We start from the raw sequence: 19262 nt of genomic DNA, 5'->3' as shown, positions 1-19262 counted from the left end.
CTTGGTAATTACTGTTTGGAGCGTTTTATATTTAATTCCACCTAGCTACTTATCTACTTAATTATACTTAGATCAATTTAGCAGTTAACCGATCGCAAAAGAATCTGGTTGATAATGATACCAGTTTTGATAAGCTTGTTCGGCAACTAGAGGACGAATTTGAAATTGGGAGCGATTTTCTCCTCCAACATCAATTCTTAAACAAGAATAAGGTCTCTTTTTATAGATACCATGACCTTTGCACCCCAAAAACAAACGAGATCGAGCAACTTCTCTAGTTTTAGCACCCTGTATTTCTGTAAGAATTCCTCCTTCGAGACGTTGACGACGAACGCTATGCCCTCCTGCTCCGCAAATTAACCAATTAATATCAGAATCTGCATATCCTGTATCAAAAGTATACAAATGCTCGAAACAATGAGCGTGACCAGAAATCACCAAATCTAACAGAGGACGACTTTGATTATATCCCTTTAGAGTTTGAGTGACTTGATTCAGAATTTGGCGGAGATGATGGCGTACTTTTAGAGTCTCTTCTAGCTGATATTTAGTCGATTCAGTAACATATGGTGAATGGTGAAAATAGAGAATTCTGCCCCTAACTGTCGAATCTGACCAAGATGAAATTAATTTGTTTTTGAACCAATTTAACTGCTCGTAGTCGAAGGAGATATCTTCGGCTTGTAATTTTTGGTGAATATTTTTCTGCTTATCTGAAATTTGGTGTAATTTTAATTGATAATCATTCATCAAATCTTGTTGGAAAGGATTGCCCAGATCGAGCTTTTGAGAATTAGATTTTAATTGCTCGTATTGTCGATCTAATGTTTCCAGTTGGGCTATTAACTGTTCCCGTAACTTTGCCCCTTCTGGTGTGTCGGCAATGGGTACAGGGGTGTTAAAGGTATTAGAATCGAGGGCAATAAAATCAAGATTGCCATAACGAAAACTGTAATAACGATTGGGCAGACGGGTGAAGCGGTGGGGTTGATAGTTCAAACAGAGACTATCTTGGAATTTGGCAGTATAGTGGCGGTCTAAGTGGTGAGCTAATTCTTCTGTGGTTAAATCGGCAGTATAGTCTAAAAACGCTTTGGCGTAGATCTCCCCTACATCAGAGCCAAATAAACCCAGATTCAAATTACTACCAGAGCGTTTGAGCCAACGTAATGATTTGGCAACCTGAGCTAAAATGCTCTGGGGTAGAGATAAATTATAATAATCGTGGTTTCCTGGAACGAGTAAAAAAGGGATTTTGAAAGTAATGCGATCATAAGGAGTTGGAGGAGGCATTTTATTGCTAACAATAAACTCCTGGTAAGGATGAATAAAGTTTTGCGGATAATATTCCTTTGAACCTACCTCATAGACAACATCCCCTGTATGCAAAATAAAACTGACTTCATTTTGATGTTGCAGCATTAATTGGGCTACTTGCTGCTGGGGACTATATTGCTTGTTTCCATTGCAGCCAGTGTCTCCCACTACCAAAAAAGAAAACTCAGAATTATTGCCCTGGCGATCGTCTATATTTAATTGAGTCTGATCTATTTTGCGAATTCGGAAAGCCTCATCTTGCCACCTTACTCTTTGTTGCATTCGAGCAATTTTGTCTGAGATCGGCGGATCGAAAGCAAATTTCATCGAATGAGGACATAAATTAGATTTTGGATTATTAATATGTTTCCCAAATAAAAAATAAAACTATCTTGTGATGGCTAGATCAGCAATATAAGCGATCGCAAGGCAATCTAAAATTAAACAAAATAGACTCTTGGAAATGGTATTATTGTTGAAATTATAAATTTTCTCTCATAACTTAATTACCGATGCCCAAAGTTTTCTCTCCTTTGCTGCGTATAGGTATTTGTGTATTGGGCTTTTTTGGTGCTAGAGCCGATATCACTCTAGCTGAAGTAAGACTTGCTCAGATAACCCCTGATGGCACAGCCAATACTCAAGTAAACCAAAGTGGTAATATTGCAGAAATCGAGGGAGGTATAACTAGAGGTACTAATCTCTTTCATAGCTTCCAAGATTTTTCTGTACCGACAGATAATACGGCTTTTTTTAATAATGTTTCTGATATCTCTAATATCTTCAGTCGAGTAACGGGGGGAAATACATCTAATATAGATGGCTTGATTAAAGCTAACGATAGTGCCAATCTATTTTTGATTAATCCCGCAGGTATTATTTTTGGCGAAAGTGCAAGATTGGATATTGGAGGTTCTTTTTTGGCTAGCACTGCCAGGGGGATCATCTTTGAAAATGGGGAATTTAGCGCGGTAGATTTAGAAAATCCTCCTTTACTGGCAATTAACGCCCCAATTGGATTGGATTTAAGGAATAATTCCGCAGAAATTGTTAATCGTTCTCAATATAAAGAAGTTGCCGAATCACCCGATTTCGATCCCGATGCACCTGTTTCAGATATAGACTTTCCTGAGTTCGATTTTTCTCCTCCTGTGGGATTAAAAGTAAACGAAGGAGAATCAATTAGGTTTAATGCTGGTAATATTCTCTTTGATGGAGGTTTGGCAACTGCACCAGGAGGCAGTATTAATCTGGAAGCTACAGGAAATATCGAGATTAGAGGAGATGCGATCGCTGATTTTACCTTCAGAATGCCATCCCTCAATACATCTTCTACTTTAGGTGATGGTGGTGCAATTGAGCTTAATTCTTTGGCGGGAAACATCAAAATTATCAACTCTAATTTGGTTTCGAGTTCTCTTGTGGAAGAAAAAAATGGTGGCAGCATTGTTATCAATGCCAGAGAGTCTACTATATTGACCGATAGCTTTATTAACAGCACGAGCAATTCTGCCATAGATCGAGGGGGAAATGTAACTATAAATGCAGATTCATCTATTAGGCTCGAAGATACTAGAATTGATGCAGGCAATTTCGGCGATGGTCGTAGTGGTGACATTACAATTGCTACTTTAGATCGGGGAAAAATCGAACTTGTTGGCACGCAAGTAGCAGAAATCGATATTTTTGACGATTCCGATCTGAATGCAAGTTTAGCAGAAGCAGCGATATTTGTTGATGCCTTTGGTGGCGAAGGTCTGACAGACAGACAAACGGGAGGAACATTAAGCATTCAAGGAGGAGCGATCGAGATTGACAACTACAATCTTATTAGTCGTGTCAACAAATTTAGTGAATTTCCCCCAGAACTTGCTGATATTGGGCTGATTTCCAATCTCAATACTCAAGGAAATGCAGGAGATATTTTTATTTCAGGAAATTCAATCGCAATTAATAATAGCTCTTTGGTAACAGGAACTCTCGGTAACGGAAATGCAGGAAATATCGATCTTAATGCCATTGATGGTGTTGTCTTGAGTAATGGCACGGAGTTGAGTACTAGAACTGTATCATTTGGTTCTGCGGGTGTTGTTAATATTAAAGCTAATTCTCTAACGATAAATAACTCTTCTATAGAAGCTTCTAATGTATCTTCAGAATCGGCTACAGGAGAACTAGAAGTCTTTGCTGGAAATATTAATTTGAATTTAGGGGAAAACTTAATTTTACGAGCTGATAGTACTATTTCTGCTATAGCAAATGGTGATGCCAATGGTGGCAATATCAGGATTGAAGCAGCATCTATAATTGCTTTTCCCGCTCAAAATACAGGCAGCGATATTATAGCCAGTGCTACAGGAGGATTAGGGGGCGCGATCAATATTACTTCTGAATCTATCTTTGGCATTGCTGAAGGTTCTGAAATGGATTCGAGCAACGATATCGATGCTAGTTCGGGGGTTGATGGTTTGGACGGTACAGTATCGATTACGACATCTAATGTGGATGCTCTCCAAGGAGCAGTAGATTTGACCAACAATCCTCTCGATTCTAATGATGTGACTAGTCGCACCTGTACGGTAGATGATGCTCAAGGTAGTACTTTGACGGTTAAAAATATAATTGGTACTCCTCTCAATATTAATCAACCATTTATTTCGGAAAATATTTATATAAATGGTCAAAACTCTTTTGATCGAGCAACTTTAAAGCAGAACTCTACTAGTGAAGATCTCTACCAGGAAATTATTCCAGCACGAGGAGTAGTTGTCCAAGAAGACGGTCAAATTGTCTTAGTTGCCTATCCTACACCAGATACGGTGTCGCCAAGTGTTTATGGGTACATAAACTGTCAAAACAGCATGAATCAAGGTTAAAATCATGAAAATCAAAAGTATGTTTGCATCTAAAAAAATCGGGCTTGTGGTACTTTTTGTTGCCTCTGCGATCGCCACTTTATTAATGTTTAATCAACCCCGCGCGATCGCCCAGGGTGTTAATTTGAATGATGTTCGTAATGCTTCGGCTAGTTCTTGTCGAAAATATGGTTCTCAGTGCAGTAGCTGTGCAAGCAATTTAGCCAAGAATTATATCAAGCAAAGTGGTATCACCGACCAAAGAACCCAACAAGCAATATTTAACGCTGCAATCTCTGGTTGTAGTTAAGGGAATCGAGGAACGAGGCTATTAAATAAATAATCAATAAAAATAGCCTTATTTATGTTGAATAAAGGGAACAGAAATAAGTTCTCCTAGAGCATCCCCTACCCGAACTTGTAAGCCTTCGCCTCCAGCTTTGGTACGGATATAGCCTAAGCCATAGCTGCCTGCTGCGGTATCGGTGCAGCTAGTAAGTATGCCTACTTTTTTATCTTCAAGAGTGATGGGGGTTTCGGGTGCAACGGCTCGATCTAATTTAATTCCCCAGAGTTTTTGCTTGACTCCGTTATAGGTATGCAAACGAGCGATGGTTTCTTGTCCGATATAGCAACCTTTGTCAAAAGAAATTGTTTGCCACAGCCCTGCTTCAAGAGGGTTATAGTCTTCGGTAAGTTCGAGGTCACTTTTTGGTCTACCCTGTTGAATCCGCAAGCTTTCCCATAAGCTTTCTCCTAAAGGAATTGCTCCAGAATTAACTAATTTTGCCCATACCGCTTCTGCATTCTCCTGCTCGGTTATTAGAGTGTAACCAGGAGTAGCCAAGCCACTTCCTAAGGCAATTCTGACGGGAAGATCGGCGATCGCGATTATTTGATGAGAGCCTGTTTTTTCTAGAGTAATATTTTCCGTACCTACTTGGGATAGTAAACTGTTACTTGGTTGACCGATCAGGCTAAAGACAGAGAATTGAGAAGATATATCGGTTAATTTGACTTTATCGAAGGGAAAAATAAATTTATCGAGCCAGGTAAATAATTGTTCGCGACGATTGGGAGAGATTAAGGCGATCGCCGAATCTTCAGTAACATAGGTGGTAGCTAGATCTAAAGTACGAGCAGTGGAGGTAACGAATACCGTATCGCAACCTTCTCCTGGCTGTAGCTTTTCAAAATCGTTGGTACTTTGATTGTGGAGATAACGCAAGCGATCTTCCCCTGTAATTTTAATAATGCCCCAATGAGAGCGATCGCATATTGCCACTCCACCTTCGACTGCTTTTAAAGCTGCTGCTTCATTATCAAAACTTAAAGCAACTCCCTCTTTGTTAAAAATTGCTCCTGCTGCTTGTTGAACTTCTTGTAAACTCATTGTTGATAAATTACTCAATCTTTAAAATATTTAACCAATTATTTAAACCGTCAATTGTCTAATTGCTTCAAATAAACCCACAGAGACACTAACAGAAAGATTTAAACTCCGTACATTAGGCTCGGCAATATCAATCCGTACTAATTTATCGCAAGCATCAATAACTTCTGGTGGCAATCCTGCGGTTTCTTTACCAAAGAGCAACCAATCCGTTTCTCGATACTGACAGTCGAGATAATTACTCGTACCGCGAACGCTAAAACCAATCAATCTACCGCCTCTTTGATCGTGTTCTTGCCAAAAAGCAGCTAGATTCTCATGGTAGTGTAAATCTACATAGGGCCAGTAGTCCAGCCCCGCACGTTTCAAGTAGCGATCGCTAATTTCAAATCCTAACGGTGCGACTAAATGTAACTCTGTTTTGGTCGCAGCACAAGTACGAGAGATATTGCCAGTATTGGGGGGGATTTCTGGATTTACCAGTACTATTTTAACCATTTATCCAGTGGGAGGGTAAGCAAATAAGATAATTTTCTGTGTTAATGAGCAAGCTTTTATTGCTCGTCTCAATGGGATAGATATACCCCAATCTATGCCATTAAAGCAGATTGACAGACAGCATATTCTAAATCGCGCTCTTGCTTGGCTATATTTTGAATATCTTGTTGAATAATTTCTTTTAAAGACATTCCCTGACTATGGAGTGTCAGCCACTTTTGGGCGGTATTACCCTCGCGGAGAATTTTTTTCAGGGGAGATAAGAAGCAAGCAAATCCTTGTTGTTTGGCAATAGGATATACATCATCATAAATTTCATTAATCCAATCTCTTGCTGTAATCTTTCTGCCATCTTGCCAGTGGCGCAATTCGCCATCTAAGCTATTACGAGCTGCTGCTATTTCATTTCCATCGGCCAGAGTGACTAATTCTTTAGGAGATAGAATACTCTGTTTTAGAGGATCTATGTCGGGATTTGCCATCATTTGCATAATTCTGGCTTCTAACAATGCTGTGATAGCTAATAAAGCGAGAGGATCGACTACTAGATCGCAAATTCTTAATTCCAAACGATTGAGATTGTAGGGACGGCGATCGCCATTGGGACGCACTGCACTCCAGAGATGGCGCACATTACGCATACTTTTAGCTGCTAATTGTTCTTCTGTCCAACGAACAAAATGACTGTGGCTGGCAAACAAAGGGACGTTTTGAGGAGTTTTGGGAAACATTTGCCAGCGAGTGGAATGAGAACCCGTTACTTTGCTGTCAATAAAAGGAGAAGAAGCACTCAAAGCTAAATATAAAGCAGCTTCTACCCGAACCAAACGACAGGCTTGAATCAGTACTTCTAGATCTTCGATGCCTACATTAATGTGAATGCTGGCAGTGACAACTTTAGTACCGTAGGTTTGTTCGATGTAAGTATGATAGGGGTTGTTGGGATCGGAGCGACAAAAGCGATCACTTCCTCCCAGAGGCATCGTACTGCCAGGAATCAGGGTATAGTCACCCAAATGCTTGAGATAGTCTCTCAGGGCTTGCCTGGGTTTTAATAGGGCGCAGAGCAAGCGATCGTAACCACAAAAAGGCGCGGTGGTATATTCAACATTGCGACTGTCGGGTTCGCGCACAAAACCATCTAAAGCTCGAACAATTTTGTCTGACAATCCTACAATCTCGCCTTGAGGAGTACCAGTGTACATTTCTACTTCAAAACCTTTAGACAGTAACCTCATATTTTCTCGTTGGTTGAGCTACAGATATATATCGGGATATAACCTATTCGCTATTCGGGACAGGTTATACGGTTATTAGTGTAATCGATCGCAGTTGTTAGCAAATCTAAAGATTATAATTTACCAAAATAGTTTTATGTGGGTTAAAATCGCAAACTGATACAATCAAATCAAATTAATAAAAATTTATTTATGGCAACCCTGTTATCCAATCAAACACTGAAAACAAAGTACTATCAAACAAATCAGCAGGTTAAGTACCTGCATTTAGAAGCAGAAGTGGATATGCTACTGCAAAAATTAACTGCTCTCAAAGACCAAAAACAACTTTTAGAAGAACTTTCTGCTAGATCGACTAAGTAGAGAGATAAGAGAAGTCCAATTAAAATATGGAAATAGAACAAAAAATTAGTTTCCCTGAGAAACCCTGGGCTTCTCTATAAATTGATAACAAATAAAAAAGTATTGTTGACAAGCAAGATAATTAGTGGATTACTTAGATTGGCATAATTTAGCTGTCTTATATCGATATAAGTATCTCAACAATCGTTTAAAAGAAAAATCCTTCGGTTATCAATCTAGTAATTTAGGAATTCCCTGTTTTCCCCGTAACTTAAATCTCCGCAAATATCAACATCAAGCGGTGGCTAATTGGTTAGATAATCAGGGAAGGGGAACATTAAAAATGGCAACGGGTAGCGGGAAAACTATCATTGCCCTGGCGATCGCCACAGAATTATATCAACAAATTGGTTTGCAGGTACTGTTAATAGTTTGTCCCTACCGCCATTTGGTCAATCAATGGTCGAGAGAGTGTCAGAAGTTCAGTCTCCAACCGATTCTCGCTATGAATCGAGCAGACAATTGGCAAGGAGAACTATCAACTCAACTATATAACTTAAATACCCAACCTCGGTCTTTTATAACAATTATTACGACCAACTCTACCTTAATGAGTCAGGGGTTTCAATCTCAGCTTAAATATTTTCCTGCTAAAACTTTGATTGTGGGTGATGAAGCTCATAACTTAGGATCGAGCCGTTTAGAATCTAGTTTACCTCGCAAAATCGGCTTGCGCCTAGCTTTATCTGCTACTCCCGAAAGACAATACGATGAAATGGGTACGGAAGCTTTAATAAATTATTTTGGTGCGATTATTAAACCAGAATTTACCTTGAAAGATGCGATCGCCCAGGGTGCATTAGTCCGTTATTTATATTATCCCCTATTTGTTGAGTTGACTGCTGGTGAAGCGTTAATTTATGCCAAGTTGACCAAACAAATTGGCTGGGTTTTAAGCAAAAATAATAGCTTTGATCGTCATGACAATCTAACATCTTTGCTAGCAAAGCGATCGCGTCTGGTTGCGAGTGCAGCCAATAAGTTAAACAGCCTCAAAGAATTAATGCTATCCCGACTAGATAGCACCCACACTATTTTCTACTGTGGCGATGGATATTTAGATCGAGATCGTAATGTACGTCAGATAGATGGAGTAACTCGTCTTCTGGGACAAGAATTAGGCTATCGCGTCAATTCCTATACCACCGATACGCCCACAGAGATAAGAGAAAATCTACGCCGTCAATTTGAATCTGGAGAATTGCAGGGTTTAGTTGCTATTCGCTGCCTAGATGAAGGAATAGATATCCCTGCCATTAAAACCGCCATTATTCTAGCTAGTACGAGCAACCCCCGTCAGTTTATCCAACGTCGCGGTAGAATCTTACGCCCCCATCCAGATAAAAAGCGAGCAACTCTATATGACATGATAGTCATTCCCCCAAACTTAGATCGGGAAACTTGGCAAGTAGAAAGAAATCTCTTACGTAAAGAATTAATCAGATTTCTCACTTTTGCCGAGTTAGCCGATAATGCTTCAGAAGCTACCAACAAGTTATTACAACTTCAAAAACAATATCGACTATAAAACTATTTTTGATTATTTCATTATCTTCCAACCCATAAATTTAGGATCGAAATCACTGTCAAAAAAAGTGTCGCGGTCGTAATATACTTCGTAAGTATAATGCAAAGGTAACATAGCTTTCTTCAAATTTGCTCCTGCAAAATTCGCTTTTGCTAGATAGGCTCCTCTAAAATCTACACCCTCCAAGACTGCTGATTGAAAGTTGGTTTTTTCTAGACGAGCGTCGCGAAAATTCGCTCCAGTCAATTTAGATTTAGAAAAGTCGACTCCTGTGAAGATTGCTTTGGTTAGATTTGCTCGATCTAAATTTGCTTCGACAAAACTAGAATGACTGAGATCTGCGCGAGTTAAGTCAGCTTTGGTTAAATTTGCTCGATCTAATTTAATGCCTTGGAAACTAACTCCCATCAGAGGTGCTTTGCAAAGCTCAATTCCTTGAAAGTCTTTTTCTCCTTGGGTATAGCTTTCCAGTATTTCATAAATCTTTGCCAGGGCTATGGTATTGGAGTCTCTAGTATTTAAAATATGAGCAACAAAGCAATCTACTGTTATTTGTTTGAGATATCCTTGTTCGACTGCCAAACGATGAAAACGTACCTTATTTTGTTTGAGTTTTTGCAATCTTAAGATAGCATTGATCTGTTTCATGTCTAGCAATCCAGCTTCTTGAAAATAATATGCCAAAGGCTTTTTTTCTTCTTGGCTTAATTTTGACCATCGTTCCGCAAAAAAGTCTACTGTTTCTTGTTTTGTCCAACCATGTAAGACGATTATTTCGCCAATTCTTAAATCGTTATATTTCTGCTCTTGAAGAGCAATTTCAATTTGGCTAATGGATATTATTCCTGCTTCAATTAAAATTTGTCCGAGTGGCTTTTTGCTAGATTGCCTATCTTTCATGATTATCTATATTTCAGAGATGAAAGCAATAAAGTGAATATGCACGACCATATTTTGCTCACAATATTTGATTGTTTTTGGTGTCTTATTGTGGGACTAAGATAAATTACAAAGTCATACTTTATAACTCTAGCCAATCTTCTTTTTAAGTCAATGCAAATCCTAACTACTAAGTGTGTATAGTTATAAATAGACTTGTAAAGTTTAATTAAGACAGAGTGAATAAAAGATCACAATGAGTAACTTGAGAACATCAATACAGCCGATCGCAGACTGGTTTAATAGTCTCGGAACGCCAGAACCCATAATACATTGGGGACATCCTTTGATGATGGCTATTGTGGCTTTTGTCATGGGTGTTGCAGTTGCATTAGCTGGATGGCGGGGTCGAACATTGGCTGTAACTAATACTGAAGTAGCAATCAAAAATAAAGCAGATCACCGTAAGATCGCACCATTAATGTATATATTTTTGTTGTCTGGCTATACTGGGGGTGTTTTGTCTTTAGTCATGCAAGAACAACCTATCTTAGAAAGTCCTCACTTTTTTACAGGTACCATAGTAATTTCTTTGTTAACTATTAATGCTCTAATTGCAGCTACTGGGTTTATTGGCAACAAAGAAACTGCCAGAACAATTCATGCTTATGTTGGTAGTGCTGCATTGATTATTATGGTAGTTCATGCCGTCTTTGGCTTGAAATTAGGTTTATCGATATAAAGCGTGTCATAAAATTAGCAAAAACAAAAAGTTGATGATTTTTTTGTCTCGATCTTTAAAATCATCGACCACTTCGACTTACTTAGTATCATCCAACTATTATCTATGGAGATTCGATATAGTAATAAAATTGAGATGATTGCCCCCTAAAGGAGATATACGTTTTGACCGCTACTTTTGATAACCCTATTGATGCCAATATACTGAAGCCAGCTAGATATCTAGGCAATGAGCTTGGTGCGGTACATAAACCTTGGACAGAAGCGGAAGTACGATGGGTGCTGACTTATCCTGAAGTATATGAAGTAGGGGCATCTAATTTAGGTCATATTATTCTTTACAATATAATTAATGCTCAACCGCAACAGTTATGCGATCGCACTTATCTCCCCGCAGCAGATCTATCAACCAAGTTGCGAGAAACTAACACGCCCTTATTTGCTTTAGAATCAAAACGCCCGTTACAAGATTTTGATATTCTAGGTTTCAGTCTCAGTTATGAGTTGGGGGCGACTAACATTCTAGAAATGCTTAGTTTGGCAAATATTCCTTTAACCTGGAAAGAAAGAGATGAGGGAGACTATCCTTTAATTTTTGCAGGGGGACAAACTGCTACGTCTAACCCCGAACCCTATGCAGACTTCTTTGATTTTATTGCATTGGGCGACGGTGAGGAATTGTTACCCGAAATTGGTCTTATTCTTAAAGAAGGAAAAGCAGCAGGGCTAAGTAAAGCAGAGTTATTGCTAGATTTGGCTCAAGTTCCTGGGGTATACGTGCCTAGATTCTATGATATGGCAGCAGATGGCTCGGTTCATCCCAATAATCCTGATGTACCAAAGCGAGTATTGCGCCGAGTTGCTACTCCCATCCCTGCCTATTCCATTGGCTTAGTACCTTTTGTCGAAACAGTACACGATCGCCTTACAGTAGAAATTAGAAGAGGCTGCACGAGGGGATGTCGTTTCTGTCAGCCAGGGATGCTAACTCGCCCTGCAACGGATGTCGAACCCGAAAAAGTGGTGGATGCGATCGAAAAAGGAATGCGGGCTACTGGTTATAACGAATTTTCTTTACTATCCCTGAGTTGTTCGGATTATTTAGCCCTTCCTGCGGTGGGAATGGAAATTAAAAACCGCCTCCAAGAAGAAAATATTTCTTTATCTCTTCCCAGTCAACGGGTAGATCGTTTTGATGACAACATCGCCGATATTATTGGTGGTTTGCGCAAATCTGGTTTAACCTTCGCCCCTGAGGCTGGTACGCAAAGAATGCGGGATGTAATCAATAAAGGGCTGACTAACGAGGAGTTATTGCGTGGTATTCAAACTGCCGTCGCTCGTGGTTGGAGTAAGGTTAAACTTTACTTTATGATTGGTTTGCCAGGGGAAACTGATGTCGATGTAGCAGGTATCGCCGAGACAGTTAGATGGTTGCGTCGCGAATGTACTCAGTTAAGTAAAAAACGTCTCAACTTTAATATTACCATTTCCAACTTCACCCCTAAGCCCCATACACCCTTCCAATGGCATTCCGTATCTACTAGCGAGTTTCTCCGCAAACAAGAATTACTCAAAGAAGAATTTCGCCGTATCAAAGGAGTTAAAATCAACTATACCGATGTCCGCATCTCGGCAATGGAAGACTTTGTCGGAAGAGGCGATCGCCGTTTAGCCCCTGTGGTAAAACGAGCTTGGGAATTGGGGGCAGGAATGGATTCCTGGTGGGAAAACTTAGAAAAAGCTTATGGCGCATGGGAACAAGCGATCGCCGAAGCTGATCTGACTTGGAAATATCGTCTGGTAGAAAATGGCGAGTGGAATATATTTAAGGAGAAAGAAACAGGGAATAAAGAACAAGGAGAAGAATTAAGTGAATTAAGTGATAGTTTAAATGCGCCCTTACCTTGGGATCATTTGAATACGGGTATTGATAAACAATGGCTCAAAGATGACTTGCAAAGGGCTTTAGATGCTGCTACCGTACCCGACTGTGCTTTTGAGGGTTGTTCCCATTGTGGTGTCTGCGGTACGGATTTCGGACACAATATTGTAGTTGAAGCACCAGAAATCCCTAAGTTTGCGGGACACTTTAAACCCAACCAAGAGAAAGCTCAAAAACTGAGAATGTGGTTTGGTAAAATAGATGAAATGGGGCTAATTAGTCATCTAGATTTGGTTCGTCTCTTCGATCGCGCTATTCGTCGCGCAGCCTTACCTATATCCTTTACTGGAGGATACCATCCTGGCCCTAAAATTTCCATTGCCAACGCTTTATCTTTGGGTATTACTAGCAACGGTGAAATAGTTGATTTTGAATTAACCGAAGAAATAGATCCCGAACAATTCCGTACCAGATTAGCCGAACAACTACCCGTAAATATCCCTATTTATAAGATTGAAGAAGTAGATCTTAAATCCCTTAATGCCAGTCGCATCATGGATAAAGCTGAGTATTTAATTACAGTACAGGCTGAAAATCCCCAATGGCAACAGTGGCTTGATGGGATTAATAATAGTCAGGAAATTATTTGGGAGAAATTTACGAAATCGGGTAACAAAAAGCAGATTAACTTACGAGATCGCCTTTTCTCTCTAACATTGCAATCGGAAACTGGCGATCGAGCCGAAATTTGTTTTACTGGTAGTTGTCGCAATGATGGTACTAATTTATCTCCCGATAATTTGATTTATATGTTGGAACAAGTCGCTAAAGTTGAGGTGCAATTACTCAACGTGCATCGCCAGCAATTGATTTTGAATTAATAATTAGGATGAAATTTGCCAATAAAACAATTATCATTACTGGAGCATCTAGGGGTATTGGTCGAGCATTAGCTATAAAATTGGCACAAGAAAAAGCTAATTTAGTATTAGCTGCGAGAAATGAGGCTGATTTAAACATAACTGCCCAAAAATGTCTTAAAGCGGGAGGTAAACCAATTGTTGTACCGACTGATATTATCGATCCACAAGCTTGTCAAAAATTAATCAAGGCAAGTTTGACTGCTTTTGGCGCGATCGATTGTCTGGTTAATAATGCAGGAATGAGCATGTGGACGAGATTCGATGAGATTGAAGATTTGACTCTGTTTAACAAGATAATGCAGGTCAATTATCTCGGTGCGGTTTATTGTACTCACTATGCCTTACCCCATCTCAAAAAATCCGCTGGTTTACTGGTGGCTATTTCTTCTCTGACGGGCAAAACTGGCGTTCCGACTCGTAGTGGGTATGCAGCTAGCAAACACGCTTTACAAGGTTTTTGTGATTCTTTACGGATTGAATTACAGGATGCGGGGGTTGATGTTTTGGTTGTTTCTCCTGGCTTTGTTGCCACAGAGATTCGTCAGAATAACGTTATCGGAGGAGATGGCAAGCCTATTAGTACTACGTTGAATAACGAGCAGAAAACAGCTATGTCGGTTGAGTTATGTGCGGATTTAATTCTGAAAGCAATGCAGCAACGCAAACGAGAGTTAGTCATGACTCTCAAGGGAAAATTAGGTCTGTGGTTGAAGTTATTCGCACCAAAATTGGTTGATGCGATCGCAACCAAAGCCGTTAGCTCTCAAAAATGCGATCGCTAACGGCTTAAAGGCTTTTATTATCAAATAATATTGAATACTGGATCGGTAATATTCAAGTTGCTGGGAACATCTTCTAAAACCCCAATCAACTCCCCTAAAAGATAGTTACCTGGGTTATAAACAATCTCCGCATTAAAATTACCCGAACCATTTCGATAAAAATTGAGACTGTATTGCTCTACTCTGCCCATTAACTTAACAGTATCTTCTCCAACCTCCAAATCTTTAATGACAGCAAAGTCACTTATTCCCTTACTAGCACTAATTTTGTCATCATAGTAAACCCTTCCGTCATTACCTAGAGTAAAGATATCGCGACCCGTCCCCCCTATTAGAGTATCTCTTTCATTCAAACCAAAATTTTCATCTTTGAATTTTGTACCATCCAAAACATCATTATCTTCATTACCATTGAGAATGTCGTTACCCCTATTTCCATTCAGGGTATCATTGCCATTGCCTCCATTGAGAGTATCGTTGCCATCGTTGCCATAAAGCTCATCTGCATTGTTATTTCCATTCATTCGATCCATGCCAGATCCACCATACAGCAAGTCTTGACTACTTCCTCCACTGAGAATATCGTCACCATCATTGCCGAAGAGAGTATCTCTACCAGCTAGACCGTTGAGACTATCGTTACCATCATTGCCATTGAGTAGATCGAAGCCGTCGTTTCCATTGAGAATGTCGTTGCCATTTCCTCCATTAAGAGTATCGTTGCCAGCTTGACCATAAATCTTATCGTTGTCAGCATTACCATTAAGACTGTCATCATTGATGCCACCCATAAGAGTATCGTTGCCATTTCCTCCATCGAGAGTATCGTTGCCAGCTTGACCATTTAAGCGATCGCTACCATCATCGCCAAACAAGACATCATCACCAAATTCCCCTACCAAGAAGTCATCGTTTTCATTTCCTCGCAGAGTATCATTCCCACCTTTACCATTAATAATATCGTTACCACCCAAACCAGAAATAAGATCGCCGTTAGAAGTTCCGTTTATTTTGTCAGGTCCATTTGTACCGTTAATTCCTAGTAAAGTTACATCTTTTTGACCAAAAACAACATATACTTCACCTTCTTTGGTGTATTCTCCTCCAATATCAACCCCAGGCGCGCTAGTCACAAAATCATCGATACCATCGCCATTAATATCTCCACCACTACTGATGGCACTACCTAACAGATCTTCTGTCCCAACTCCAGCAATTTTGCCACCATCTGCACTATTTAAACTATCCAAATTAATTTCAGCAGCAAAACCTTTGTTCTTACCATATAAAATATATGTTTCTCCTCGGCGATCGCTATAATTATAGCCCTCAAACCCTTGTATGGTTTGTCCTGCGGTATTAGCACCGAAGATCAGATCGTCAATACCATCCCCATTGATATCCCCCGCAGCCACGGCATTGCCTAAGTTATCGTCTAGATTTAACCCTGGAATAGCAAAGCCGTTACTACCATTGAGATTGCTCAGATCGAATTGAGGGGCAAAATTATTGTTTTTGCCAAAAATTACATATACTCCTCCTTCAGCAGTATATTCCCCAGTTTGATTGGCTGTTTTTGCACCCAAAATCAGATCGTCAATACCATCGCCGTTAATATCTCCTGCATTATTAACCGCATTCCCCAAACGATCTTCTGGGTTAATTCCTCCAATAGTAAACCCGTTACTTCCATTGAGACTATTGAGATTTAGCTGAGAATTAAAACCGTTTCTGCTGCCAAAAATAACATAACTCTCCCCCCGCCTATCACTATCGCCATTAGCATAAGGACTATCTAAAACGTCTCCTGCTGCGGAAGTACCAATAATCAGATCGTCAATACCATCGCCATTGATATCTCCTGCATTACTCAAATCATCACTTAAATTGTTATAAGCAGCTTTTCCCTCAATCTTGAAGCCATTGCTACCATTCAGTTGTGCCAAATTAGGAGGAGAATTAAAGTTTCTGCTGCCAAAGACAATAAAAGCTTCACCTCGGCGATCGCTATAGCTATAACCATTATTATTGGTAATTGTTTTTCCCGCATTGGCAGCACTAACTGCTAAGTCATCAATGCCATCACCATTGATATCTCCTGCACTGGTAATAGAAGTACCTAAGTTATCCTGAAAATCAATACCCCCCAGGGTCAATCCATTATTAGCATTGAGAGAAGCCAAATCGATACTAGCAGTAAACCCATCTCGCTTGCCAAAGATGATATAAGCTCTACCGTCTCCCACACTATATTCTTCACCATAGCTAGTGAGTTTTCCCCCTCCATAGGGCGCGCCAAGGGCTAGATCGTCAATTCCATCTCCGTTAACATCTCCGAGGGAAATTGCACTACCTAAGTTATTGTCTGGATCGATACCTCTAACGATAAAACCATTACTACCATTAAGATTAGCTAAATTGAAGCTAGAGTTGAAACCATTTCTCGTGCCGAAAATAACATAGGTTTCACCACGGCGATCGCTCTGTTGATAGCTGTAGGGACTATTGCTGGGGTTTCCTCCATCGATCGAGCTAACGATCAGATCGTCAATCCCATCTCCGTTGATATCTCCCGTAAGATCTACTTTTGTCCCCAAGCGATCGTCTTGAGTCGTACCAGGAATTCTAAAGCCATTATTACCGTTTAAGTTATTAAGGTTAAATAAAGATGTAGCCAAGATATGTAACTCCAATATTTACGTGGGTAAGATTGCCAGTTTGATTGATATTTATTCTTTTTTGGCTATTGATTTATTAGCCTTTATCAAAAAACGTAAGCTGTTAAACATAAAATTCACATCAGAGCATATTTATAAACATTTTTTTAGAATAGTTAAAAACTCAAATATGAAATATCACGTTGTTTTCGATAGCAAATGCAATCTCTGTACTAATTTTTCCCAAATACTTCAACAATTCGATCGAGAAAACATTTTTGCTTATATACCCATGCAAGATAAATCGGCTTTAGCAGAATTTGGTATTACCCCCAACGACTGCGAAGCAGGAATGATTTTGATTGATGCCAGTCAGCCCGACAAAAGATGGCAAGGTAGCGAAGCCGCAGAAGAGATTGCTCGCTTATTACCTTTAGGAGATTTATTTATTAATGCTTATCGTGCTATTCCAGGTATGAAGAGGCTAGGCGATCGCAGTTACGAACAGATCAGAGATAATCGCTATCAATGGTTTGGCGAAAGAAAACTTGACTAATTACTCCATATACTAAGATTTTGCAATTGATCTGTAATCTGCTTGTGGCATTAAAGGAAAGGGTAAAAGTTAAGGGAAAAAGGACAATAAATTGATTATAAATCCTAGATTATTAAGAATTTTCTTTTACTAGAAGAAAATTCTTAGTGGGCATTTGCCGATCGCTCCTGTTGATTAAATTACGACATAATACATTTTTTGCAAAAACTTTCACAATTGTTTTGTTTGCAGTACTACCTAATTACTAAAACCTTACTTCCTCCTTACTAAAGCTATTGGTCATTCAAGATATTATTTTCTCAACTAAATTTAAGACAAATTCAGCAAAAACTATTGATATTGCTTGTTAATACTCCAGATAAAGAACCTCATTATATATTTGAAATGCCAGAAATGATGCAACCGAAGCGAAGGGTCAGATAAACATCAAATTCTAACCAATAAACATCCACAGGTTGATTCTGTTATGAAAATAGCTTTAGTTCACGACTACTTAACGCAAAAAGGTGGGGCAGAAAGAATATTTGCCATGCTTTGTTCTTATTTTCCTCAAGGAGATATATATACATCTATATATAATGAAGACCAAACAGTAGACATGGAAGGAAGAGAAGTCAATACTACTTTTCTTCAAGATATTCCAGGAGTAACTAATTACTTTCGCTTATTTGCACCTTTTTACTATCCAGCATTTCGCTCTTTAGATTTACAAGAATACGACCTCATCATCAGTAGTACTTCTTGTTTTGCTAAAGCTGTACGCAAAAAACCAGGGGCAATGCACATTTGTTTTTGTCACAATGTTACCCGTTTTCTTTGGGATACCAGAACATACCTCCAGGAAAACAGTGGTTTTAGGTCATTTTCTCCCCTAATCAACCAAATCTTTAACCTGATCAGAAAAGTTGATGTGGAGTATGCCCAAGAGCCAGATTTATATATTGCCAACTCCAGTATTGTTGCAGAAAGAATCGGAAGACTCTACAAAAGAAATGCTTTAACAGTCAACTACCCCATTAATACCAACAAATTTATTTTTTCTGATGTTAAAGATGACTACTACTTAGTCTCTTCTCGCATGATTAGCTACAAACGTCTTGATATCGTAATCGAAGCATTCAACTGGTTGGGCTTGCCCTTAATCATTATTGGGGATGGACCAGAAAGAGAGAAATTAGAATCTTTAGCTCTAGAAAACGTCAAATTCTTGGGTTACGTCGAAGACGACTTTCGCAATCAGCTGATGTCGCAAGCTAAAGGAGTCGTTGTCATGGCTCTAGAAGATTATGGTTTAGTACCCATAGAAGCAAATGCTAGCGGTACTCCTGTAATTGCCTACGGTGCTGGTGGAGTTCTCGATACGCAGATTGACGGTGAAACAGGAATTTTGTTTTCACCTCAGACTCCAGAAGCTTTGCACAATGCCCTAAGTAAAGCAGAACAAACAGATTGGGATTATCACCAAATTCGCAACCACGCAGTCAACAACTTTTCTGAGGGAGTATTTTTTAGCAAGGTTAAACAAATTGTTGGAGAATTTTACGGTTCGTCTGCTCTAGAAATTTTCAACTAGAAGTCTTGAATGTCTAACTAATTAAACAACTATAT

The 19262-nt window shown here is 39.4% G+C and carries 15 protein-coding genes; 9 read left to right on the top strand and 6 right to left on the bottom strand.

Annotation, left to right across the window (positions count from 1 at the left end):
- Nucleotides 1–84: 84 nt before the first annotated feature.
- The gene (locus I4641_RS11880; protein ID WP_229640744.1) at nucleotides 85–1644 is read right to left on the bottom strand and encodes a metallophosphoesterase family protein; all 1560 of its coding nucleotides are present in this window, start codon (nucleotides 1642–1644) and stop codon (nucleotides 85–87) included.
- A 185-nt stretch (nucleotides 1645–1829) separates the two neighbouring features.
- On the opposite strand from I4641_RS11880, the gene I4641_RS11875 reads away from it, so the two are divergent.
- Nucleotides 1830–4193 (top strand): two-partner secretion domain-containing protein, encoded by a 2364-nt coding sequence (locus I4641_RS11875; RefSeq protein ID WP_229640743.1) that lies wholly within the window; start codon nucleotides 1830–1832, stop codon nucleotides 4191–4193.
- A 4-nt stretch (nucleotides 4194–4197) separates the two neighbouring features.
- Nucleotides 4198–4482: a hypothetical protein gene (locus tag I4641_RS11870; RefSeq protein ID WP_229640742.1), complete on the top strand. Its 285-nt coding sequence runs from the start codon at nucleotides 4198–4200 to the stop codon at nucleotides 4480–4482.
- Between the two features lie 48 nt (nucleotides 4483–4530).
- Here the strand turns inward: I4641_RS11870 and ygfZ are convergent, their stop codons facing one another.
- The 3 genes from ygfZ to gshA all read right to left on the bottom strand — a co-directional run bounded on the left by ygfZ (nucleotide 4531) and on the right by gshA (nucleotide 7301).
- Complete coding sequence (ygfZ, locus tag I4641_RS11865) at nucleotides 4531–5565, bottom strand: CAF17-like 4Fe-4S cluster assembly/insertion protein YgfZ (RefSeq protein ID WP_229640741.1); 1035 nt, start codon at nucleotides 5563–5565, stop codon at nucleotides 4531–4533.
- A 42-nt stretch (nucleotides 5566–5607) separates the two neighbouring features.
- A complete protein-coding gene (locus tag I4641_RS11860) occupies nucleotides 5608–6063 on the bottom strand; it encodes a tRNA (cytidine(34)-2'-O)-methyltransferase (protein ID WP_229640740.1) in 456 nt (151 codons plus the stop codon).
- Nucleotides 6064–6155: 92 nt separating this feature from the next.
- Nucleotides 6156–7301, bottom strand: a complete 1146-nt coding sequence (gene gshA / locus I4641_RS11855; RefSeq protein WP_229640739.1) for a glutamate--cysteine ligase — start codon at nucleotides 7299–7301, stop codon at nucleotides 6156–6158.
- 192 nt (nucleotides 7302–7493) lie between these two features.
- Here gshA and I4641_RS11850 point away from each other — a divergent pair, with 192 nt between their 5' ends.
- Both I4641_RS11850 and I4641_RS11845 read left to right on the top strand, forming a co-directional pair.
- On the top strand, nucleotides 7494–7664 hold the full coding sequence (locus I4641_RS11850) for a hypothetical protein (protein ID WP_229640738.1): 171 nt from the start codon (nucleotides 7494–7496) through the stop codon (nucleotides 7662–7664).
- Between the two features lie 124 nt (nucleotides 7665–7788).
- Nucleotides 7789–9231, top strand: coding sequence for a DNA phosphorothioation system restriction enzyme (locus I4641_RS11845; RefSeq protein ID WP_229640737.1), 1443 nt, complete (start codon nucleotides 7789–7791; stop codon nucleotides 9229–9231).
- Between the two features lie 12 nt (nucleotides 9232–9243).
- Here I4641_RS11845 and I4641_RS11840 read toward each other — a convergent pair whose 3' ends face one another.
- The gene (locus tag I4641_RS11840; protein ID WP_229640736.1) at nucleotides 9244–10131 is read right to left on the bottom strand and encodes a pentapeptide repeat-containing protein; all 888 of its coding nucleotides are present in this window, start codon (nucleotides 10129–10131) and stop codon (nucleotides 9244–9246) included.
- Nucleotides 10132–10366: 235 nt separating this feature from the next.
- Between I4641_RS11840 and I4641_RS11835 the strand changes: the two genes are divergently transcribed.
- The 3 genes from I4641_RS11835 to I4641_RS11825 all read left to right on the top strand — a co-directional run bounded on the left by I4641_RS11835 (nucleotide 10367) and on the right by I4641_RS11825 (nucleotide 14441).
- Nucleotides 10367–10852, top strand: coding sequence for a DUF4079 domain-containing protein (locus I4641_RS11835; protein ID WP_229640735.1), 486 nt, complete (start codon nucleotides 10367–10369; stop codon nucleotides 10850–10852).
- Nucleotides 10853–11016: 164 nt separating this feature from the next.
- Nucleotides 11017–13617, top strand: a complete 2601-nt coding sequence (locus I4641_RS11830; protein WP_229640734.1) for a TIGR03960 family B12-binding radical SAM protein — start codon at nucleotides 11017–11019, stop codon at nucleotides 13615–13617.
- An 8-nt stretch (nucleotides 13618–13625) separates the two neighbouring features.
- Nucleotides 13626–14441 carry an SDR family oxidoreductase gene (locus I4641_RS11825; protein ID WP_229640733.1) on the top strand — a complete coding sequence of 272 codons (816 nt, stop codon included), beginning with the start codon at nucleotides 13626–13628 and terminating at the stop codon, nucleotides 14439–14441.
- Between the two features lie 20 nt (nucleotides 14442–14461).
- Here I4641_RS11825 and I4641_RS11820 read toward each other — a convergent pair whose 3' ends face one another.
- Complete coding sequence (locus tag I4641_RS11820; RefSeq protein WP_229640732.1) at nucleotides 14462–17119, bottom strand: calcium-binding protein; 2658 nt, start codon at nucleotides 17117–17119, stop codon at nucleotides 14462–14464.
- Between the two features lie 169 nt (nucleotides 17120–17288).
- Between I4641_RS11820 and I4641_RS11815 the strand changes: the two genes are divergently transcribed.
- Nucleotides 17289–17654, top strand: coding sequence for a thiol-disulfide oxidoreductase DCC family protein (locus tag I4641_RS11815; protein WP_229640731.1), 366 nt, complete (start codon nucleotides 17289–17291; stop codon nucleotides 17652–17654).
- Between the two features lie 466 nt (nucleotides 17655–18120).
- Nucleotides 18121–19227, top strand: coding sequence for a glycosyltransferase (locus I4641_RS11810; protein ID WP_229640730.1), 1107 nt, complete (start codon nucleotides 18121–18123; stop codon nucleotides 19225–19227).
- Nucleotides 19228–19262: the final 35 nt, after the last annotated feature.

The sequence above is a fragment of the Waterburya agarophytonicola KI4 genome, assembly GCF_020640915.1.
GTDB classification, from domain to species: Bacteria; Cyanobacteriota; Cyanobacteriia; order Cyanobacteriales; family Xenococcaceae; genus Waterburya; species Waterburya agarophytonicola.
The sequence above is the reverse complement of the archived record's forward strand: the minus strand, read 5'-3'. Positions and strand labels throughout refer to the sequence as shown.